We start from the raw sequence: 21009 nt of genomic DNA on the forward strand, positions 1-21009 counted from the left end.
CTTATACCGCCTTAGAAGGGTCGAAGGCGTCGCGCACCGCCTCACCGATGAAAATCAGCAGTGAGAGCAGCACGGCGACGCAGAGAAACGCGGCGATCCCAAGCCAGGGGGCCTGCAGGTTGTTCTTGCCCTGTAGCAGCAGTTCACCGAGCGACGGCGAGCCCAGCGGCAGACCAAAGCCCAGGAAGTCGAGAGAGGTGAGGGTGGTAATCGAACTGCACAGAATAAACGGAATAAAGGTCAGCGTCGCCACCATCGCGTTGGGCAGCATATGGCGCAGGATAATACTGCGGTCGCCCACGCCAAGCGCCTGCGCAGCGCGAATATAGTCGTAGTTACGGGTACGTAAGAATTCAGCGCGTACTACGCCAACCAGCGACATCCAACCGAACAGCACGGTAATCGCCAGCAGCCACCAGAAATTAGGCTGTACGACGCTTGAAAGCAGGATAATCAAAAACAGCGTTGGCATGCCCGACCACACTTCGATAAAGCGCTGTCCCCAGAGATCGATACGCCCGCCGTAGTAGCCTTGGACCGCGCCGACAATAACGCCCATCACGCTGGAACAGATGGTCAGGATCAGACCGAAGAGCAGCGAGATGCGGGTGCCATAGAGAATACGCGCCAGCACGTCACGACCATTAGCATCGGTGCCGAGCCAGTTTTGCCGCGACGGCGGGGAAGGGAAGGGGACATCGGTGCTGAAGTTAATGCTGCTGGCACCGAAGCGAATAGGGGTCCACAGCACCCAGCCGGTTTTTTCCAGCCGCTGCTGAAGCCACGGATCCTGATAATCCGCGGCGGTAGCGAATTCTCCGCCGAAGGTTTTTTCGCTGTAGTTTTTGACCACCGGAACATACAGGCTGCCCTGGTAGCTCACCAGCAGCGGGCGGTCGTTGGCGATAAGCTCTGCGCCCAGGCTACAGATAAAAATAACCAGGAAAATCCACAGCGACCAGTAGCCGCGACGGTTGTGGCAAAAACGTGCCCAGCGGGCTTGATTGACGGCGTTTAGCGTCATCGTTAGCGGCCCTCAAAATCAATGCGTGGGTCTACCAGCGTGTAGCTGATATCGCTGACGATGTTCATCAGCAGGCCAATCAGGGTGAAAATATAAAGCGTGCCGAACATCACCGGGTAGTCGCGCGACACGGTCGCTTCGTAGCCGAGCAGCCCCAGACCGTTCAGCGAGAACATCACCTCGATAAGCAGCGAGCCGGTAAAGAACATGCTGATAAACGTGGCGGGGAAGCCCGCTATCACCAGCAGCATGGCGTTACGAAAGATATGCTTCCAGAGGATCTGTTTTTCCCCCACCCCTTTTGCTCGTGCGGTGACCACGTACTGCTTGCGGATTTCATCGAGAAACGAGTTTTTGGTCAGCATGGTCAGCGCGGCAAAACCGCCGATGACCGTGGCCAGCACCGGCAGGGTGATATGCCAAAGGTAATCGGTGATTTTCTGGTACCACGGCAGGGTGTCAAAGTTGGCAGACACCAGCCCGCGCAGTGGGAAGATGTCGTAATAGCTGCCGCCAGCGAAGAAGACGATGAGCACGATCGCGAACAGAAATGCCGGGATGGCATAGCCAATAATAATGCCCGTGCTGCTCCAGATATCAAAACGGCTGCCGTTGTACACCGCTTTGCGAATGCCCAGCGGAATCGAAACCAGATAGATAATTAACGTACTCCAGAGCCCCAGCGTAATAGAAACGGGAAGGCTCTCTTTCATGAGCTGCATGACTGAGGCGTTGCGAAACAAGCTATTGCCAAAATCAAAGCGCAGATAGTCGCCCAGCATTTTGAAATAGCGCTCGTGCAGCGGTTTATCGAAGCCGTAGCGATGGGTGATCTCGGCGATGACCTCAGGGTCAAGCCCGCGTCCGCCGCGATACTGACTTTCCGCAATATTACCCACGCCTGCGCGCGCTTGCGTGCGCTCCATCCCGCCGCCGCCGGGTAATCCCCCCTGATGGCCGAACTCAACCGCCGCAATCGCCTGGTCAACCGGGCCGCCTGGCGCTATCTGCACGATAAAAAAGTTGAGCGTGATAATGGCCCACAGCGTGGGGATGATAAGCAGTAGTCGACGAATCAGATAGGCGCCCATGTTCTCTCCTTAGCGTCGGGAAGCGGGTAACTTCGCCGCTTTGTTCACGTTGTACCACCATGTGTCGAAGCCGGGCGCGTCCGTGCCGGAGGCATAAAGCGGGTGTACGCTGGGGTAGGAAAACTTATCCCAATAGGCCGTTCGGCTGCCGGACATATACCACATCGGCAGCATGTAATAGTTCCAGGTAAGCACCCGGTCGATGGCGCGTCCTAGCGGCAGCAGTTTCTGCTTGTTACCCTGCCAGCGGATTATCTGGTTAATCAGGCTGTCGATGGCCGGACTTGCCACGCCGGGCGAGTTGTAGGAGGAGTTAATGTATTCTGATGACCAGGATATTTGCAGGTCTGAGCTTGGCCACGGCATTGCCCGCCACAGGCGCGGCATCATGTCATAGTCGCGCTTACGCATGCGGTTGGTAATCTGTGAAATATCGACCTGACGGATATCCATTGTCACGCCCAGACGCTGTAGATTGCGCTGGAAGGGCATTACCCACTGATCGTTACCGCCTGACGGGAGTAGCAGCTCAAAGCGCAGCGGCTGGCCGGTTTTCGCATTCACCCGCTGCTGGCCCTTCAGCACCCAGCCGGCATCGGTAAGCAGATTGCCCGCTTTCAACAGGTTGTCGCGGTCAAAACCGTGGCCGTCAGAAGTGGTGGGTTGATAAATCGAGGTAAAGACTTCTGGCGGCAGCTCGCTTTTTAGCGGTGCCAGCAGCGTCAGCTCATCGGCGTCAGGATAGCCGCGCGCGGCGTATTCGGTATTCTGGAAATAGCTGTTAGCACGGCTGTAGGCGTTGTAAAACAGTGCCTTGTTCATCCATTCAAAATCAAAGGCCATGCTGACCGCCTCACGTACCCGTCGGTCTGTAAAGACCGGACGCTGGATGTTAAAGGCCAGCCAGCGCGTGTCCTGTGCGGCATTGTTCTTCTGTTCATCCTTAACGATATAGCCGCTGGCGAAGTTTTTGCCGATATAGCGCGTGGCCCAGTTTTTGGCGCTGCTCTCGGTGCGCACGTCGTAAGCTCCGGCTTTGAAAGCTTCAAAGGCCACGTTGTCGTCGAGGTAGTAGTCGTAGCGAATGGTGTCGAAATTCCAGCGTCCACGGTTTACCGGCAGGTCTGCGCCCCAGTAATCTTTGACGCGCTGGTAGACGATATATTGCCCCATACGCCAGTCGCTGATGCGATAAGGGCCACTGGCCAGCGGTGGCGTGCTGAGCGGCTCGCTAAGGTTATGATCCTTCCAGAACTTCTCCGGCAAGATAGGCAAAGTAAAGAGGCTCAGCATATCCTCTTTACCCGGCTTCGCGAGTTCAATGCGCACCGTCAGCGGGGCGATAGCCTTTACGGTCGTGCCTTTATAGACCAGACGAAACTGCGGCACGCCTTCGGTCATAAACTTATTGAAGGTGAAGGCGACATCGCGGGCGGTAATCGGGCTGCCGTCGTGAAAACGGGCGCGTGGGTTGATGGTGAGCTCTACCCAGGAGTAGTCGTCGGCATAGCGTGCCCGGTCGGCAACGAGCGGGTAGTAGCTGCCCGGTTCGTCATCGGAAGTGGTGAACAAAGCGTCATACAGAGAATCGGTGCGAACGGCCGCATTTCCCCGCAGCGCAAAGCGGTTAAAGTTATCGAAGGTGCCAAGCGCGGCAAGCGTGACGCTACCGCCTTTTGGTGCCGCAGGGTTGACGTAGTCAAAATGGTTGAAATCGACGGCGTATTTGGGCTCACCGATAACCGCAAAGGCGTAGCTCTCTTTGATGGTCTGTGCCTGTAGCGACAGGCTGAACAGCATCAGCAGGGGCAAAAAGACGCGCGCTACGATCACGATAAGGCTACCCCGCATGGAAAAGTATTGATTGAAAACGGCTTTTATCCCTGAATCTTAAATGACCTTGCTTAACTTGTGAAATACTTTGCCGGCTTACGATATTCCTCAATCAGCTGTTGTAGCGTGAGCGGGCGGCTTATCAGGTAGCCTTGCAGGTAGTCGACGCCGTGATCGCGCAGCCAGGCCGCCTGTTCTTCAGTTTCAACGCCTTCGGCCACGGTGACCAGATTAAGACGATGGGTCAGCGTGAGTACGGCATCCAGCACCGGCGAAGTAATCGTCTCACGGCCGATGGCGTTGACAAAACCACGGTCGATTTTGAGGTAGTCGAGGGTAAAGCGTTCAAGATAGATAAGCGCGCTGTGCCCAGTGCCGAAATCATCAATAGCGATCTCAATACCTTCGCCACGCAGCCAGGCAAACAGGTTCATAGCCCGCTCCTGATTCAGCATGTCACGCTCGGTTATCTCCAGCACCACCTGGAAATAGTTATCCGGCAGGCTTGCCGCCAGCTGGCGGATATCGTGCTGGAAACTCTCGGCGTGCAGATGGCTGGGTGCGATATTGATACCGAGCTTAGCACCCGGCGGCAGAAGGTCTTTCAGCATCGGCGCATCGCGGGCAATCAGTTCGAATAGATGGTGGGTGAGGGGAACAATTAAATCCTGCGCTTCTGCGTAGCTGATGAACGCATCGGGCGGAATATTCCCGACCGTTGGATGCGACCAGCGCATGAGCGCCTCTACGCCTGTAATCTGGCGGTTTTTCGCGTCCACGACCGGCTGATAAACCACATAGAACTGTCGATGTTTAATCGCGGCAAGGATCTCTTTTCCCGGACGTGAGCGGATCGCCAGAATGTAGAGACAGAGCAGGCCGCCAAGCAGGCCACACGTCAACCCGAGCAGGAGAGAATAGAGCGAGTTATCGGTGCCGAGCGCATTGCTATAGAGATAGACCTCCAGCGGGACACCTTTGATCTTCACGTGGCGAACGGCGGTGTCGGGGATCTGGTCGAGCGTAAGCGGTTTGCTACTGAAAGTGGAAATAGCCGTTTTGCCGTTGACGACCAGCGCGACGCCATTATAGGGACTCTGCTTTGAGGAATAGAGCACCCAGGGCATCAGGTTGGCGTTAATGGAGGCAAAAATGCCGCGGTTTTCCAGCAGCGGGCTTTTGACCCACAGCACGAAAGCCGGGGTGGTCGGCATCATTGGCGTGCCGGAGACGATCCCCATCACATGCGATTTGGTCAGATCGAGATCCGGTACTAGCTCCTTGAGCCCCAGTGACATCGGGCCGGTAGCGGAGGAACAGTAGGCAATATTATCTTTAACCAGGAGAAAGGCGCGTACGTTCATGCTGAACGCCGCGCGTGCGGTGAGTTCCGAAGAGACTGCTTGGCAGGAGTCCATCGTGAGCGGTTGCAGGGAGTCGATAGTGACCAGTATCTGATTAAAGTAGTTGTCCAGGTAACTTTGCAGACTGGAGATGGTGCTATCGAACTGGGCCGCACGACGATGATGAAAAATAGAATACTGTGCCAATCCCGCTGCAAGGGCAATGAGCAGGCCGACGACAACGCTAGTCAGAACAATGCGGCGGTTAATTAATGAGTGACGAGTAAACATGCAACTTCTCTATGCTACGGAACTCTAAAGAAAAGAATACTGATTAAGCATAAAAAAAGCACTGCCGAAGCAGTGCTTTTTTTATGCTTACCGTCAGCCAAGGGAAACCGACGGTAAACGGCATTACGAACGACTCAGGACACGGCGAGCTTCGTTGTAACGTTTATTCCAGTACGGTTCGTTCATGCTGGAAATGGTCACACCACTGCTGGTGGAAGCATGAACAAACTGGTTGTTGCCGATGTAGATGCCTACATGGCGGCCGGTAGAGCCGGCACGGAACAACACTAAATCACCGGTTCGGAGCTGACTGCGTTTAACGGATTTGCCCGTTTCCTGCTGCTCCCAGGTGGAGCGCGGCAGCTCTAAGCCAAACTGTTCGCGGAAGGTACGCTGCACAAAGCTGGAGCAGTCGATACCGCGCTTGGTGTCGCCGCCTAAGCGGTAACGAACACCTTTCCATCCTGCGTATTGATCCATCAGACGGGATTTCACGTCGAGGTTACGCACCATGGTTTCAAATTCATCCTGAGAGGCTTGCAGTGACGAGGCATCTTCGGTGCCCACTGCATGCGTCTCAGAATGCATGTTCTTTGCGGTGTTACTCGTGGAACTACAGGCAGAAAGCAGAACCGCAACTGCTACTGCTGGAATCGCTCGCAAGATATATCTCAAAATCGGCTGAGATTTGACCATTTTCGTTGTTTTCCCTTGAAGTCCTTAACGATGGAGTCGTTATAAAAAATGCCAAACGCGTCTGAGACTAAATACACGCAATCAATGAGACAATTCTTTGAATTCAGTTTTGTGGCATAGCGCACAAAGTTTTATTTGAGAACCGAATAATTGCACTTTGAAACGACAAACGCGAATGAGATTACCTTAACGAAAGCGGCATTGCGAGCGCTTTTGGCCGATTTTTTATAAGAAATAGTGATACACAAAGTTAAAAAATGTGAATGGGCAAAATTACGGCATTTATGAATAAAAAATGGGCAACTCATTCATTATCAAAATGAATATTGTGACGAGAAGATGACCGTTGCGGTAAGCGATTAAAAAAAGAAAAAGAGGGTGCATACCCTCTTTCTGGAATATCAGATGAATTGGTTATTTATTGCGCCGATTTTGCTTTGGTCAAATTGGGCAAATTTCGCTCGAACAAGGCAATCACGTTATCGCTTAATGACGTCATCAGAACCCATGGTGCACCAATCAGTACTGCGGTTAACGAGCCGACGGCAATATCGGTGAACCAGTGAGCGCCAATCATCACGCGTGGGAAGGCAAAAACCACAAAAATGACCAGCGAAATAAGAAACGCGTTACGGCCGAAATAGCGCCACATGAAGGTCGCGAATATCAACAGCATCATTCCGTGGTCGCCCGGGAAACTGTCCCGAGAGCCGTCTTTGGTTGAGAAGTCGATAAAGTCGCTAACGCGGTGTACGCCGGGCACAGAGAGTGACGGGCTACTGCGGGTCACCGGCATAAGATGCTGCGCCAACTGGTTAATGATCACCGCTGCCAGCAGCATCACCAGGCCAATAATCACAATACGACGACGACCTGCCGTCGTTTCTTTCAGCCAGAAGCTCAGCATCAGGCAGCCCATTGCCAGCAGCGAGCAGCCGTCGAACGCGCGGTTATTAATAATGGCTAAGAACCAGGCGTAGCCCAGATTATCTGCGTTTAAACCCTGGTTAAAGGCGTGAAAAATAGCGAGGTCAGCCACGGACCAGAATCCATGGTTGGCTGGCAGAAACCAGGAGAGAAATAACGCCACACCGGCGGCGTTAAGGAGAAGAATCAGGGGAAAACGTGTACGCATCTTAGTCATCATAGCAATTAGTTTCAGCTGAAACCTTAGCGGTTTCACCCTAAACGAAGTTTCAACAGCGCCGTTTGTAGTGGGTTCCAGTCGGTTTGTGCATCGTTTATCAGTTCAATACGGCTATCTGGTGGTGCAACATTCTGCGTTTCAATGTGCAGGTCCGCACCCTGGCGGTTAATACGGACCAGCCCCTCAGGAATGCGCATTACCGCCTTCAAACGAGTGACTGGCGCCAGACGCGCCCACTCCAGCAGGCCAATGGTGTCAAATTCGGTGTCGGCATCAAATATCCAGCCGCAGGCAAAGTAGCCTTGCCCCTCATTGACGCTTCGGCGCCAGCGCTGGTGCTCTGGCAGGCTCAACGCGCCAAGCCCCTTATTTGATGGGTGAGAGTGCGAATGCGCGGCGCTGGCATTCAGTTCTACGGTGTTGCTGCGGGGCATATCCAGCAGGGTAATATTAATGTTGCCCTGGGTGGCTTCAACATGCAGACGCTCGGCGCCATTCTGTTGCCACCAATGGGTCATCGCCTGCTGGCTTTCGGGCGTTGCGCGGTCTGCCTTGTTGCTGACGATAATATCGGCCGCCGCGAGCTGATCGCGGAAGTTTTCGTTGGTGGCGATTTTTTCGTCCAATAACTGACGCGGGTCCATTATGCACAGGGTGGCGCGCAGGTCTATCCAAGGCTCGTAGACCGGAGCAGTGAGCAAATCGAGGATCTGTTTCGGGTGGCCGAGACCGGTAGGCTCAATCAGCAAACGGTCGGGTTTTCCCTGACGCAGCAGCGTATTCAGGCCCACCTGCATCGGCAGGCCGTTCACGCAGCACATGCAGCCGCCGGGGATCTCTTTTAGTAGCGCACCGCTGTCCGCCAGCAGAGCACCATCAATGCCGACTTCGCCAAACTCATTGACCAGCACGGCCCATTTTTCGTCGGTGGGTTTATTGGCGAGCAGATGGAGAATTGAAGTGGTTTTCCCGCTGCCGAGAAAGCCGGTGATCAGATTGGTTTTAGTCACGAAAACTCCGCCGAGGACATAGTGATAGTGTTAACTGGATCACTTTATCCTGGCGAAGCAGCGTCAAAAAGAGAAGCGTTAAGGCGGACCAATCCACTGTTAGTCCGCAAAACAGCAGAAAATGCTAACTATTGAGCGCGGTCAGCACGGCCTGGCGTGCGCCCTGATGAACCAGATTTTGCCAGGCTTGCTGGACCGCCGCGACAAACTGCGGATTGGCAGGTAAATCGATGCCGAAGATTTCTTGCAGCGTCAGCAGCGCTGCAACGCGGTTCTCATCCGTGCTGTTATCCACAATACCGCGGATTTTTTCCGCCAGCGGGTCACGCACGTCAATCGGTTGACCAGCATCATCGACCCCGCTCACGTAGCGCATCCAGCCTGCCACGGCTAACGCCAGCAGCGGCCAGCGGCTGCCATTTTTGAGATGAATGCGAATGCCGTCAAGCAGGCGCTGTGGCAGCTTCTGGCTACCGTCCATCGCAATCTGCCAGGTACGGTGCTGTAGCGCCGGGTTGCTGAAGCGGTCGATAAGGCTGTCAGCATACGCGCCGAGGTCCACATCGGTAATCCGCAGCGTAGGAGCCTGTTCGGCCATCATCAGATGACGTGCGGCACGGCGGTAGGATTCATCCTGCATACAGTCGCTGATGTGCGCATAACCGGCAAGATAACCGAGGTAGGCAAGGAAGGAATGGCTACCGTTGAGCATACGCAGTTTCATCTCTTCCCACGGCAGCACGTCACTCACCATCTGTGCCCCGACGCTGCCCCAGTCAGGGCGTCCGGCAACAAAGTTGTCTTCAATCACCCATTGAATAAACGGTTCGCAGCTGATGGCGCACGGGTCTACTACGCCTAATTCCTGGCTGATTTCTGCCAGCGACGCTTCGGTTGCCGCGGGCACGATACGGTCGACCATGGTGCCTGGGAAGCTGACATGTTCAGCAATCCAGCTCGCAAGCGCGGGGTCACGGCGGGTAGCCATGTCCAGCACGGCGTTTTTCACTACGTGGCCGTTATCAGGGATATTGTCACAGGAGAGAACGGTAAAGGCAGGTAGTCCACGATCACGGCGGCGGTGCAGTGCTTCTACGAGAATGCCTGGTGCAGAGTGCGGTTCGGTTGGATGTTCAAGATCGTGGACGATCCGCGGCTGGGTAAAGTCCAGATGGCCAGTCGCCGGATCGATGCAGTAGCCTTTTTCGGTGATCGTCAGTGAGACGATCGCCACCTCAGGCTCACAGAATTTTTCGATGATGGCGGAAAGCGAGTCAAGCTTAGCGTTCAGGCATTCGTGAACTGCGCCAATCACGATCGGCTGGTTGCCCGTAGCGCTCTTTTCCATCACCGTAAATAGGTGATCCTGCTGACGAAGCTGGCTCATCAGCACATCGCCGCTGAAAAGGCTGATTTCACAAATTCCCCAATCGCCACCGTGCTGGTTCAGCACCCGGTTGGTTAACAGCGCCTGGTGGGCGCGGTGGAAGGCACCAAAACCAAAATGCACAATCCGCGAACGTAGCTGTTGTCTATCATATTGAGGTAACTGCACGTGGGCGGGGAGGGCACTTGAGGCGATTGTATTCATTGTTCACACATCCGATTAACGATTAATTAACGTTTGCAGTGTAAAGTTATATGACAGCAAATTAAATTGGTATGCCGTATTTATCGCGTTAATGTGAGCTTGATCAATCAATCCCAGCGGATTTATTGACGCTCATAAATAAACATGTATGGTAGTCGTCATTAACAGTGATTTTATTGGTATAACAACTTTAGAGGGTTGAGCAATGGAACAAACCTGGCGTTGGTACGGTCCGAACGATCCGGTATCTCTTGATGATGTGCGTCAGGCTGGCGCGACGGGCGTCGTAACGGCATTGCACCACATTCCAAACGGTCAGGTATGGCCGGTTGAAGAAATTAAACAGCGCAAAGCGATGCTGGCTGAAAAAGGCCTGACCTGGTCCGTTGTTGAAAGTATCCCGGTTCACGAAGACATTAAAACCGGCTCCGGTGAATACAAAACCTGGATTGCTAATTACCAGCAGAGCATCCGAAACCTGGCTGAATGTGGCATTGACACCGTCTGCTACAACTTTATGCCTATCCTCGACTGGACGCGTACCGACCTCGAGTACACGCTGGAGGATGGTTCTAAAGCCCTGCGCTTTGATCAGATTGCATTCGCCGCGTTTGAACTGCATATCCTGAAGCGTGAAGGCGCGCAGGCGGATTACACCGCTGAAGAGCAGCGTCAGGCGCAGGAATATTTCCAGGCGATGACCGAAGCGGAAGTGACGAAGCTGACCCGCAACATCATTGCTGGCCTGCCGGGTGCGGAAGAGGGTTATACCCTGGATCAGTTCCGTGCGCGCCTCGCGGAATATGACCACATCAGCAAAGAAAATCTGCGTGAAAATATGGCCGTCTTCCTGCGCGCCATCGTGCCGGTTGCTGAAGAAGTTGGCGTGCGCCTTGCCGTTCACCCGGACGATCCACCGCGCCCAATCCTTGGCCTGCCGCGTATCGTTTCTACCATCGAAGATATGCAGTGGCTGAAAGAGACCGTCGATAGCATCAACAACGGTTTCACCATGTGTACCGGTTCTTACGGCGTGCGCGCGGATAACGATCTGGTGAAAATGATCGAGACCTTCGGCGACCGTATCCACTTCACGCACCTGCGTTCTACCTGCCGTGAAGGGAACCCAAAAACCTTCCACGAAGCCGCTCACCTGCAGGGCGACGTGAACATGGTAGCGGTGGTTGATGCCATCCTGACCGAAGAACAGCGTCGTAAGAAAGCGGGCGATCTGCGTCCTATTCCAATGCGTCCTGACCACGGTCACCAGATGCTGGACGACCTGAAGAAGAAAACCAACCCGGGCTACTCGGCGATTGGTCGTCTGAAAGGTCTGGCGGAAGTACGCGGCGTCGAGCTGGCGCTGAAAATGACTAAGTTCCGCGATCTGTTGTAATTCGTCATTTTCCCGAAATAAAAAAGGGCAGCCAAAACGGCTGCCCTTTTTGTTTGCACTATCGAGTAGGCCTGATAAGCGAAGCGCCATCAGGCAGAACGATGCACATTGTCTGATACAGATTAGTCCGCACGGCCCATATAGCGTTTTTCTTCGATATGAACGCGGATCTTCTCGCCGGTAGTCAGGTATTCAGGAACCTGAACAACCAGACCGGTGGTCAGCGTCGCTGGCTTGGTACGGGAGCTTGCCGACGCGCCTTTGATTCCCGGAGCCGTTTCCACGATTTCCAGATCCACCGTCTGCGGCAGTTCCAGCGCCAGAACCCGGCCATCCCACAGCAGAACCTGCATTTCCGGCATACCGCCTTCAGGAATGAACTGCAGCTCTTCAGCAATCTGGTCGTGGGTGAAGATGTACGGGGTGTAATCTTCTTTATCCATGAATACGTATTCGTTGCCGTCGATGTAGGAGAAGTCGACGAAGCGGCGGTTCAGGGTCACGGTATCGACCATATCGTCGCCTTTAAAGCGCTCTTCAACTTTCAGACCGGTGCTGACGTCGGAGAAGCGCATTTTGTACAGCGTTGCCGCGCCACGGGCGCTCGGTGACTGAATATCAATATTTTTTACAATCAGCAGCTTGCCGTTGTAATTCAGCACCATACCTTTTTTAATTTCGTTCGCTCTTGGCATTGCAATTATCCTGTGAACTAGGGTGTCAAAAATATCGCGTAAAAGTACTCGTGCCGGGCGTTTCAGGCAAGTGGAATTAAAGGCTTTTGCTATGCTTGCTCAAAAGGTGGTACTGTGCGCGCAACCACCTATCAACACAACTGAGAACCCGCGATGGAATGTCGTCCGGACTGCGGGGCTTGCTGCACTGCACCTTCAATCTCGAGCCCAATTCCCGGCATGCCTGATGGCAAACCGGCGAACACGCCCTGCGTACAGCTTGACGAACGCCAGCGCTGTAAAATCTTTGGTTCACCGCTGCGCCCTAAAGTGTGCGCCGGGCTACAGCCCGCACGGGAAATGTGCGGGGTAAACCGAGACGCGGCGATGACCTATTTGCTGAACCTCGAAGCGCTTACCGCACCCTAAACGTCTTTAATTCGCACCAGACAGCCCAGGGTGGCGACGCAAAGCGCCAGCGCAATCCAGAATACGGTGTGATAGTTCCAGATTTCGGCCACCACGCCCGCCAGCGAACCGGCGATAATCCAGCCGACGCGCGACGTGTTGGCGTACAGCGTGGTTGCTGAACCTGCCTGGCCAGGCATCAGATCCTGGAAGTAAAGCATCCCAATCCCACCGAGAATACCGATATAGATGGCGTTCAGCAGCTGCATCGCGAGCAGCAACGTTGGGCTGTTAAACGTCAGCATACCTATATAGAAGAATAGCCCGGCGACGGCCGCCAGACGCATCAGAAAGCGTTTTCCCAATCGTTTAGCGAAATAGCCCGCGATGAGCATCGTTGGAATTTCAAGGCCGGCAGCCGTGCCCATCATCACTCCGGCCAGTTTCTCCGGCAGGTGCAGCTCATTGATGATGTAGAGCGGCATATTAATGATATAGAGGCTGTTGGTGCCCCACATCAGCGTGCAGATAACGAACAGCAGCAGGGCATCTTTGCGGTTGGTACGCGGAGCCTGAATCGAACCGCTGGCGGCGGCTTTCTCTTTACGCATGGTAGGCAGGAATAGCCAGACCATTGCACCGCACACCACAAACGCTACTGCGGCACTGAGATACATCACCGTAAAGCTGAAACCCATCGCCAGCGCGTAGGCCAGCGGTGGGCCAATCACCCATGCCAGTGACACCTGCGCACGCATAATCGAGCTGAACATTACCGCTTCGCGGCCGGTTTTATCGGCGTGCTCACGGGCAAGGGCGAACATTTGCGGGTTCGCCGTTGAGCCAAAGCTGCTCAGGAAGACGCCGACAAACAGCAAAATAAAGTAGTTACGGTTCCAGGCGAACAGTACGCAGGCGAGCACGCCAAGCAGACAGCAGCCAACGATCAGATTTTTTCGGTCGCCACGTTTATCCGAGTAGCTTGCCAGAAACTGGCTGACGAAGATGCCGATAACCGCGCTGCCGGTGAAAAAGAAGCCCACCATTGCTGGGCGAACGTGTACTTCATTGCTCAGAAACAGACTCAATGTTGGGGTCTGCAGCGCACCGGCAATACCGGTTAAAAAAGCCACAATCAGAAAAGACGATGAGGTGAAATCAAACGATCGCCGTGGGGCGGCGGCGGTACTGTTTTGCATGTTGTTTTATCGGTCACATAAGGAGAGGCGGGGAGTTTACGACGCGACTCAGAAAATGAACAGTCACCTAAATCAAATTCGGCACGAAAAAATAAAAGGCCATTTCAAAATCTGGCTTACATCTAGCTGAAGCGGCTGATAAGGGCGCACAGGTGCTTCAGCAAATGTGGCGAGAATGATAATGAAATGTGCTGTAGATCTAATTTATGCAATCAATTTGTCAGCAAAACTTGCAGGCTGATTAAGAAAGGCACAAAATTATTGAAACGTTTCAGCGTCGTCTTCAGCACCTAACCCGCTAAGTACGGCGATTATTTCTCACAAAAGCTGAATCGATTCAATTCAGCGAGCGAGGGGAACCATGTTCCAGTTAACTGTTCAGGATATTCATCCCGGCCAGCAGGCCGCGAATAAAGAAGAGGCTATTCGACAGGTTGCTGCAGCGCTCGTCAGCGCAGGCAACGTCGCTGATGGTTACGTTGCCGGTATGCTGGCGCGTGAGCAACAAACCTCCACTTTCCTTGGCAACGGCATTGCGATTCCGCACGGCACCACCGATACCCGCGATCAGGTGCTGAAAACCGGTGTTCAGGTTTATCAATTTCCACAGGGCGTCACCTGGGGCGAAGGCCAGACGGCGTATGTTGCCATCGGTATCGCCGCCAGCTCCGACGAACATCTCGGCCTGCTGCGTCAGCTGACGCACGTCCTAAGCGATGATGCGGTGGCTGAACAGCTGAAAACCGCGACCACCGCTGAAGAGCTGCGCGCGCTGTTGATGGGTGAAAAGCAAAGCGAAGCGCTGAAGCTTGATAACGACACGCTCTCAATTGACGTTGTCGCCAGTGACCTGGTGACGCTGCAGGCGCTGAACGCCGCGCGTCTGAAAGAAGCAGGTGCGGTAGACGCTAACTTTGTGGCGCGCGTGATTAACGATCAACCGCTGAATCTGGGCCAGGGTATCTGGCTGAACGACAGCGCTGAAGGCAACCTGCGCAGCGCTATTGCGGTCAGTCGTGCGGCGACGCCGTTTACCGTTGACGATGCTGCTGCCTCCGTGCTGATTACCGTCGCGATGGCCGATGCCCAGCCGACCGCGGTGCTTAACCGCCTGGTTAACCTGCTGCTGGACAATAAAGCTGAACGTCTGCTGAATGCCGATGCCGCCACTCTGCTGGCGCTGCTGACTAGCGATGACACGCTGGCTGACGACCTGCTCAGCGAAGAGTTTGTCGTACGTAACGAACATGGCCTGCACGCCCGTCCGGGCACCGTGCTGGTGAATACTATTAAACAGTTTAGCAGTGACATTACCGTAACCAACCTTGACGGCAGCGGTAAACCAGCCAACGGACGTAGCCTGATGAAGGTTGTCGCGCTGGGCGTTAAAAAAGGTCATCGCCTGCGCTTCACGGCACAGGGGGATGATGCTCGTCAGGCGCTGGACGCTATTGGCGAAGCCATTGCTGCAGGCCTTGGGGAGGGCGCATAAATGAGCAGAAGAGTAGCCACAATTACCTTAAACCCGGCCTATGATTTGGTAGGGTTCACGCCAGAAATCGAGCGTGGGGAAGTTAACCTGGTACGTACTACCGGTCTGCATGCAGCGGGTAAAGGCATCAACGTTGCTAAGGTACTGAAAGATCTTGGCATCGACGTCACCGTTGGCGGTTTCCTCGGTAAAGACAACCAGGATGGTTTTCAGCAGCTGTTCAGCGAACTGGGCATTGCTAACCGTTTCCAGGTCGTTCAGGGCCGTACCCGTATTAACGTCAAGCTGACCGAGAAAGACGGCGAAGTCACCGACTTTAACTTCTCCGGTTTTGACGTTACCGCGTCTGACTGGGAACGCTTTGTTAACGATTCTCTGACCTGGCTTGGTCAGTTCGACATGGTGTGCGTGAGCGGTAGTCTGCCAGCGGGCGTTAGCCCGGAAGCGTTCACCGACTGGATGACGCGCCTGCGCAGCCAGTGTCCGTGCATTATTTTCGACAGCAGCCGCGAAGCGCTGGTTGCGGGTCTGAAAGCGGCGCCATGGCTGGTTAAGCCAAACCGTCGCGAGCTGGAAATCTGGGCTGGCCGTAAGCTGCCTGAGATGAAAGATGTGATTGAAGCGGCTCACGCGCTGCGCGAGCAGGGCATTGCCCATGTGGTGATTTCACTGGGTGCGGAAGGCGCGCTGTGGGTTAACGCCTCCGGCGAGTGGATTGCCAAGCCGCCGTCAGTGGAAGTGGTAAGCACGGTAGGGGCGGGGGATTCCATGGTTGGCGGTCTGATTTACGGCCTGCTGATGCGTGAGTCCAGCGAGCATACCCTGCGTCTGGCGACTGCCGTTGCCGCGCTGGCGGTAAGCCAGAGCAACGTCGGCATTACCGATCGTACCCAGTTGGCCGCGATGATGGCGCGTGTCGACCTGAAACCTTTTAACTAACAGCAGGGGAGAGGCGTATGAAAACGCTGCTGATTATCGATGCCAAACTTGGACAGGCTCGTGCTTATATGGCGAAGACCCTGCTGGGTGCGGCGGCGCAGAAAGCGCGCCTGGAATTCATTGATAACCCGAACGATGCTGAACTGGCCATCGTGCTGGGATCCGCTTTGCCTGCCGATAACGCGCTGGCGGGCAAACAGGTTTACCTTGGCGACGTCAACCGTGCAGTTTCCCATCCGGAGCTGTTCCTGAGCGAAGCCAAATCACACGCCCTGCCTTACGAGGCTCCGGCGCAGGCGGAACCAACTGCGAAAGGTGCGGTAAAACGTATCGTAGCGGTCACCGCTTGCCCAACCGGCGTGGCGCATACTTTCATGGCGGCTGAAGCCATTGAGACCGAAGCCAAAAAACGCGGTCTCTGGGTGAAGGTTGAAACCCGCGGCTCCGTGGGTGCCGGTAACGCGATTACCCCAGAAGAAGTCGAAGCGGCTGACCTGGTTATCGTCGCGGCGGACATTGAAGTGGATCTGGCGAAATTTGCTGGTAAGCCAATGTATCGCACCACCACCGGTCTTGCGCTGAAGAAAACCGCGCAGGAACTGGATAAAGCGATGGTTGAAGCGAAGCCGTATCAGCCTTCTGGCCAGACGAAATCTCCGGCGGATGCTGGGAAGAAAGAGAGCGGCGGCGGGGCGTATCGTCACCTGTTGACCGGCGTTTCTTACATGCTGCCAATGGTTGTGGCGGGCGGTCTGTGTATCGCGCTGTCATTTGCCTTCGGTATTAAAGCGTTTGAAGTCAAAGGTACGCTGGCTGCGGCGCTGATGCAGATTGGCGGTGGTTCAGCCTTTGCGCTGATGGTGCCGGTGCTGGCAGGCTTTATTGCCTTCTCCATTGCTGACCGTCCGGGTCTGACCCCTGGTCTTATCGGCGGTATGCTGGCAGTGAGCGGCGGTTCCGGCTTTATCGGCGGTATCATCGCGGGCTTCCTTGCCGGTTACGTGGCAAAACTTATTAGCACCAAGCTGAAGCTGCCACCAAGCATGGAAGCGCTGAAGCCTATTCTGATAATCCCGCTGGTATCCAGCCTGATTGTCGGCCTGGCAATGATTTATCTCATTGGTACCCCGGTTGCCGCGCTGCTGACCTGGCTGACCCACTGGCTGCAAACCATGGGCACCGCGAACGCGGTCCTGCTGGGCGCTATCCTTGGTGCGATGATGTGTACCGATATGGGTGGTCCGGTCAACAAAGCAGCATACGCGTTCGGCGTTGGTCTGCTGAGTACCCAGACTTACGCACCGATGGCCGCCATTATGGCAGCCGGTATGGTGCCGCCGCTGGCAATGGGTATTGCAACGCTGGTTGCGCGTAAGAAATTCGATCAGGGTCAACGTGAAGGGGGCAAAGCGGCGCTGGTTCTGGGCCTGTGCTTTATCTCTGAAGGGGCGATTCCGTTCGCGGCTCGTGACCCGATGCGCGTTCTGCCTTGCTGTATCGTTGGCGGCGCAGTTACCGGTGCTATCTCGATGGCAGTTGGCGCGAAACTGATGGCACCGCACGGTGGTTTGTTCGTGCTGCTGATTCCAGGCGCTATCACTCCAGTGCTGGGTTACCTGATTGCGATTGTGGTGGGTACGCTGGTGGCGGGTCTCTCCTATGCGGTGCTGAAACGCCCGGAAGGTGTGGTTGCCGCGAAAGCGTAATCCTGGTACAAACGTAAAAAAGGGCCGATGATTCGGCCCTTTTTTTATGCCTGATAGCGGCTGCGCTTTATCATGTTTGCCCGAACCTGTAGGCCCGGTAAGCGCAGCGCCACCGGGCAATCAGACGGTAGCGCTCTCGGTCTGCTGCGCCTTCAGCCAGGCAATCTCTTCTGCCCAGATATCCGGATTAATGGTTTCCAGCACCAGCGGGATGCCATCAAAACGGTTGTCCTGCATGATAAAGCGGAACGCATCGTGCCCAATGTTGCCTTCGCCCAGGCTGTGGTGACGGTCAACGCGGCTACCGAACTCGCTTTTGGCGTCGTTCAGGTGCATGCCGCGCAGATACTTAAAGCCGACAATGCGTTCGAATTCAGCGAAGGTGTCAGCACAGGCTTCGGTGGTGCGCAGGTCATAGCCCGCGGCGAAAGCGTGACAGGTATCGATGCACACGCCAACGCGTGACTTATCTTCGACGCCATCAATGATGGCTGCCAGATGTTCGAACTTAAAGCCGAGGTTGCTGCCTTGACCGGCGGTATTCTCAATAACCGCCGTCACGCCCTCAGTCTGCGCCAGCGCAATGTTGATGGACTCGGCAATACGCGCCAGACACTTGTCTTCGTCGATTTGCAGCAGATGGCTGCCCGGATGGAAGTTCAGTAACGTCAGCCCCAACTGCTGACAGCGCGTCAGCTCGTCGATAAAGGCTTCTCGGGATTTCTCCAGCGCTTCTTCCACCGGATGACCGAGGTTAATCAGGTAGCTGTCGTGAGGAAGAATTTGTGCCGGAGTGTAGTGATACTTGTCACAGGCGGCTTTGAAGTCGTCGATAATCTCGGTGGTCAGCGGTGCGGCGCGCCACTGACGCTGATTTTTGGTGAACAGGGCGAAGGCGGTCGCTTCGATTTCCGCTGCCCGAATTGCGGCGTTTGCCAGGCCGCCCGCGGCGCTGACGTGCGCTCCGATGTATTTCATATAGTTAAACCCGCCATACTCAAAAGGGGGAGTATAGCGGGTTAAAAGCGCTGAGTCGTTGTCGATTATGCCATCAGGTAGTGGATAGCGAAGTTAATCGCGCCGCCGCCAACAATCAGCCAGATGAACAGCACCAGCGCCATCATCAGCGGTTTCGCACCGGCTTTTTTCAGTGCGCTAACGTGTGTGGTCACGCCCAGCGCCGCCATTGCCATTGCCAGCAGGATGGTGTCCAGCGTAATCAGCATTTGCACCACACTGTTTGGCAGCAGGTGGAACGAGTTGAAGATGGTGACCACGATGAACAGGATGGCAAACCATGGGATCGTGATTTTGCTTTTCTCTGTTGCACCTGCCGGAGCCAATTGTTTAACACGAGCGGCCATAAACAGCAGGAACGGAGCCAGCATCATGACGCGCAGCATTTTGGCAATCACCGCCGCGTTTTCCGTTTCTGGCGTTACCGCATGGCCCGCTGCCACAACCTGCGCCACTTCGTGCATGGTCGAGCCGATATAGATACCGTAGGTTTCAGGCGTAAACCAGTGCGCCAGAAGCGGGTACATGGCCGGGTAGATGAAGATAGCCAACGTACCGAAGATAACCACGGTTGCCACCGCGACGGTCACTTTACTCGCCTCGGCTTTCACGACCGGCTCGGTCGCCAGTACCGCAGCCGCACCGCAGATACTGCTACCGGCACCAATCAGCCAGCTGGTATGTTTATCAAGACCAAAGACCTTCTGCCCGAGCCAGCAGGCCATCATAAAGGTACTGCACAGCGTCAGGGCGTCGATGATGATGCCACTTGCACCCACGTCGGCAATCTGAGCGAAGGTCAGACGGAAACCGTAAAGAATAATGCCCAGACGCAGCAAATGCTGCTTGGCGAACAGCACGCCGCCGTCGCAAGACTGCCAGAGTTTTGGGTAAATCGTGTTACCAATCACCATCCCGAACAGGATGGCTAGCGTCAGCGCGCTCATGCCTACGCCTGCTACGGCCGGGATATTGCCGATCCAGACTGCGGCACCGGTAATCACGGCGCTAAGGGCGAGTCCAGGGATAAAATGTTTGATACCGCGATGATGATGCGTTTCTAAGGTGACCTGTGTCATAGCCTTCTCCTTTGTCTGGCTAAAAGGTTACGCCTCGCTGGTTTAAAGATAAAATTGATTATATATTTATAATTAATCGTAATAACTGGTAAGGGCGGCCCGAGCGGCTGAAACACTATGCACATCACGCTGCGGCAGTTAGAAGTTTTTGCAGAGGTACTGAAAAGTGGCTCAACGACCCAGGCATCTCAGATGCTGGCGCTGTCGCAGTCGGCGGTCAGCGCGGCGTTGACCGATCTCGAAGGGCAGCTTGGCGTACAGCTTTTCGACCGCGTCGGCAAACGTCTGGTGGTTAACGAGCACGGCCGCCTGCTGTACCCGCGTGCGTTGGCGCTGCTGGAACAGGCTGGGGAAATAGAGCAGCTGTTTCGTGAAGATAACGGTGCGATTCGCGTCTACGCCAGTAGCACCATCGGCAACTATATTCTGCCGGGCATCATCGCCCGCTACCGCAAGGATTTTCCTACGCTGCCGCTGGAACTGAGCGTGGGCAACAGCCAGGATGTGATTAACGCGGTGGCGGACTTTCGCGTCGATATCGGCCTGATTGAAGGCCCATGCCACTCTGCGGATATTATTGCCGAGCCGTGGCTCGAGGATGAGCTAGTAGTGTTCTCCGCACCAGACAGCGCCTGGCTGCTGGGTGAGGTGACGCTCGAAAAGCTGGCGATGGCACCGTGGATCCTGCGTGAGAAAGGATCGGGCACCCGGGAAATCGTCGATTATTTGCTGCTTTCGCACCTGCCGCAGTTCCAGATGGGCATGGAGTTGGGTAACTCAGAAGCCATCAAACACGCGGTGCGTCACGACCTGGGCATTAGCTGCCTGTCGCGGCGGGTGATTGCAGAACAACTGGAAGCCGGAACGTTGGTGGAAGTGGCAATCCCGCTGCCGACGCTCAGCCGAACGCTGTGGCGCATCCATCATCGGCAAAAACACCTCTCCAACGCCCTTAAGCGCTTTTTGCACTACTGCGATATCTAAAATCGCCATCGGCTGCTTTACTTATAATAAGAGGCCAATCATGAAGGTCTCTTATAACAGCGCATTTCTACCGTGATCTGCGGGCTTCG

18 protein-coding genes are annotated in these 21009 nt (G+C 55.0%); 6 read left to right on the forward strand and 12 right to left on the reverse strand.

Annotated features, from left to right (window positions below):
* Position 1: 1 nt before the first annotated feature.
* From MY052_RS07915 to MY052_RS07950, 8 genes are all read right to left on the reverse strand, one after another.
* Entirely contained in the window at positions 2-1024 is a 1023-nt protein-coding gene (locus tag MY052_RS07915; RefSeq protein WP_202217574.1) for a microcin C ABC transporter permease, read from the reverse strand.
* A 2-nt stretch (positions 1025-1026) separates the two neighbouring features.
* Positions 1027-2115: a microcin C ABC transporter permease YejB gene (locus MY052_RS07920; protein ID WP_248538509.1), complete on the reverse strand. Its 1089-nt coding sequence runs from the start codon at positions 2113-2115 to the stop codon at positions 1027-1029.
* A gap of 9 nt (positions 2116-2124) precedes the next feature.
* Positions 2125-3915, reverse strand: a complete 1791-nt coding sequence (locus tag MY052_RS07925) for an extracellular solute-binding protein (RefSeq protein ID WP_420828641.1) — start codon at positions 3913-3915, stop codon at positions 2125-2127.
* A gap of 104 nt (positions 3916-4019) precedes the next feature.
* The gene (locus MY052_RS07930; RefSeq protein ID WP_248538510.1) at positions 4020-5582 is read right to left on the reverse strand and encodes a cyclic di-GMP phosphodiesterase; all 1563 of its coding nucleotides are present in this window, start codon (positions 5580-5582) and stop codon (positions 4020-4022) included.
* 123 nt (positions 5583-5705) lie between these two features.
* Entirely contained in the window at positions 5706-6278 is a 573-nt protein-coding gene (gene mepS, locus MY052_RS07935; RefSeq protein WP_035893485.1) for a bifunctional murein DD-endopeptidase/murein LD-carboxypeptidase, read from the reverse strand.
* Between the two features lie 418 nt (positions 6279-6696).
* On the reverse strand, positions 6697-7422 hold the full coding sequence (locus tag MY052_RS07940; protein WP_202218080.1) for a phosphatase PAP2 family protein: 726 nt from the start codon (positions 7420-7422) through the stop codon (positions 6697-6699).
* Between the two features lie 35 nt (positions 7423-7457).
* Positions 7458-8435: a CobW family GTP-binding protein gene (locus MY052_RS07945; RefSeq protein ID WP_248538511.1), complete on the reverse strand. Its 978-nt coding sequence runs from the start codon at positions 8433-8435 to the stop codon at positions 7458-7460.
* A 124-nt stretch (positions 8436-8559) separates the two neighbouring features.
* On the reverse strand, positions 8560-10026 hold the full coding sequence (locus MY052_RS07950) for a mannitol dehydrogenase family protein (protein ID WP_248538512.1): 1467 nt from the start codon (positions 10024-10026) through the stop codon (positions 8560-8562).
* Between the two features lie 205 nt (positions 10027-10231).
* On the opposite strand from MY052_RS07950, the gene uxuA reads away from it, so the two are divergent.
* Complete coding sequence (gene uxuA / locus MY052_RS07955; RefSeq protein ID WP_248538513.1) at positions 10232-11422, forward strand: mannonate dehydratase; 1191 nt, start codon at positions 10232-10234, stop codon at positions 11420-11422.
* 122 nt (positions 11423-11544) lie between these two features.
* Here uxuA and yeiP read toward each other — a convergent pair whose 3' ends face one another.
* Positions 11545-12117 carry an elongation factor P-like protein YeiP gene (gene yeiP / locus MY052_RS07960; RefSeq protein WP_202217577.1) on the reverse strand — a complete coding sequence of 191 codons (573 nt, stop codon included), beginning with the start codon at positions 12115-12117 and terminating at the stop codon, positions 11545-11547.
* 153 nt (positions 12118-12270) lie between these two features.
* On the opposite strand from yeiP, the gene MY052_RS07965 reads away from it, so the two are divergent.
* Complete coding sequence (locus MY052_RS07965; protein WP_035893475.1) at positions 12271-12525, forward strand: YkgJ family cysteine cluster protein; 255 nt, start codon at positions 12271-12273, stop codon at positions 12523-12525.
* Here MY052_RS07965 and setB read toward each other — a convergent pair.
* Positions 12522-13703: a sugar efflux transporter SetB gene (gene setB / locus MY052_RS07970; protein ID WP_202217578.1), complete on the reverse strand. Its 1182-nt coding sequence runs from the start codon at positions 13701-13703 to the stop codon at positions 12522-12524. The genes MY052_RS07965 and setB overlap by 4 nt on opposite strands.
* Positions 13704-14064: 361 nt before the next feature.
* Between setB and fruB the strand changes: the two genes are divergently transcribed.
* Genes fruB through fruA form a run of 3 tightly spaced genes read left to right on the forward strand, consistent with a single transcriptional unit; the run spans position 14065 to position 17840 of the window.
* Positions 14065-15195, forward strand: coding sequence for a fused PTS fructose transporter subunit IIA/HPr protein (gene fruB, locus MY052_RS07975; protein ID WP_248538514.1), 1131 nt, complete (start codon positions 14065-14067; stop codon positions 15193-15195).
* A complete protein-coding gene (gene fruK / locus MY052_RS07980; RefSeq protein ID WP_035893469.1) occupies positions 15196-16134 on the forward strand; it encodes a 1-phosphofructokinase in 939 nt (312 codons plus the stop codon).
* Positions 16135-16151: 17 nt separating this feature from the next.
* Positions 16152-17840 (forward strand): PTS fructose transporter subunit IIBC, encoded by a 1689-nt coding sequence (gene fruA / locus MY052_RS07985; RefSeq protein ID WP_035893467.1) that lies wholly within the window; start codon positions 16152-16154, stop codon positions 17838-17840.
* A gap of 120 nt (positions 17841-17960) precedes the next feature.
* Here fruA and nfo read toward each other — a convergent pair whose 3' ends face one another.
* The gene (nfo, locus tag MY052_RS07990; protein ID WP_035893465.1) at positions 17961-18818 is read right to left on the reverse strand and encodes a deoxyribonuclease IV; all 858 of its coding nucleotides are present in this window, start codon (positions 18816-18818) and stop codon (positions 17961-17963) included.
* 65 nt (positions 18819-18883) lie between these two features.
* Positions 18884-19936, reverse strand: a complete 1053-nt coding sequence (locus MY052_RS07995; RefSeq protein WP_115073871.1) for a YeiH family protein — start codon at positions 19934-19936, stop codon at positions 18884-18886.
* A 117-nt stretch (positions 19937-20053) separates the two neighbouring features.
* On the opposite strand from MY052_RS07995, the gene yieE reads away from it, so the two are divergent.
* Positions 20054-20920, forward strand: coding sequence for a DNA-binding transcriptional regulator YeiE (gene yieE, locus MY052_RS08000; RefSeq protein ID WP_202217581.1), 867 nt, complete (start codon positions 20054-20056; stop codon positions 20918-20920).
* The last annotated feature ends 89 nt before the right edge of the window (positions 20921-21009 follow it).

Source organism: Kluyvera ascorbata, from assembly GCF_023195735.1.
Taxonomy (GTDB): Bacteria; Pseudomonadota; Gammaproteobacteria; order Enterobacterales; family Enterobacteriaceae; genus Kluyvera; species Kluyvera ascorbata.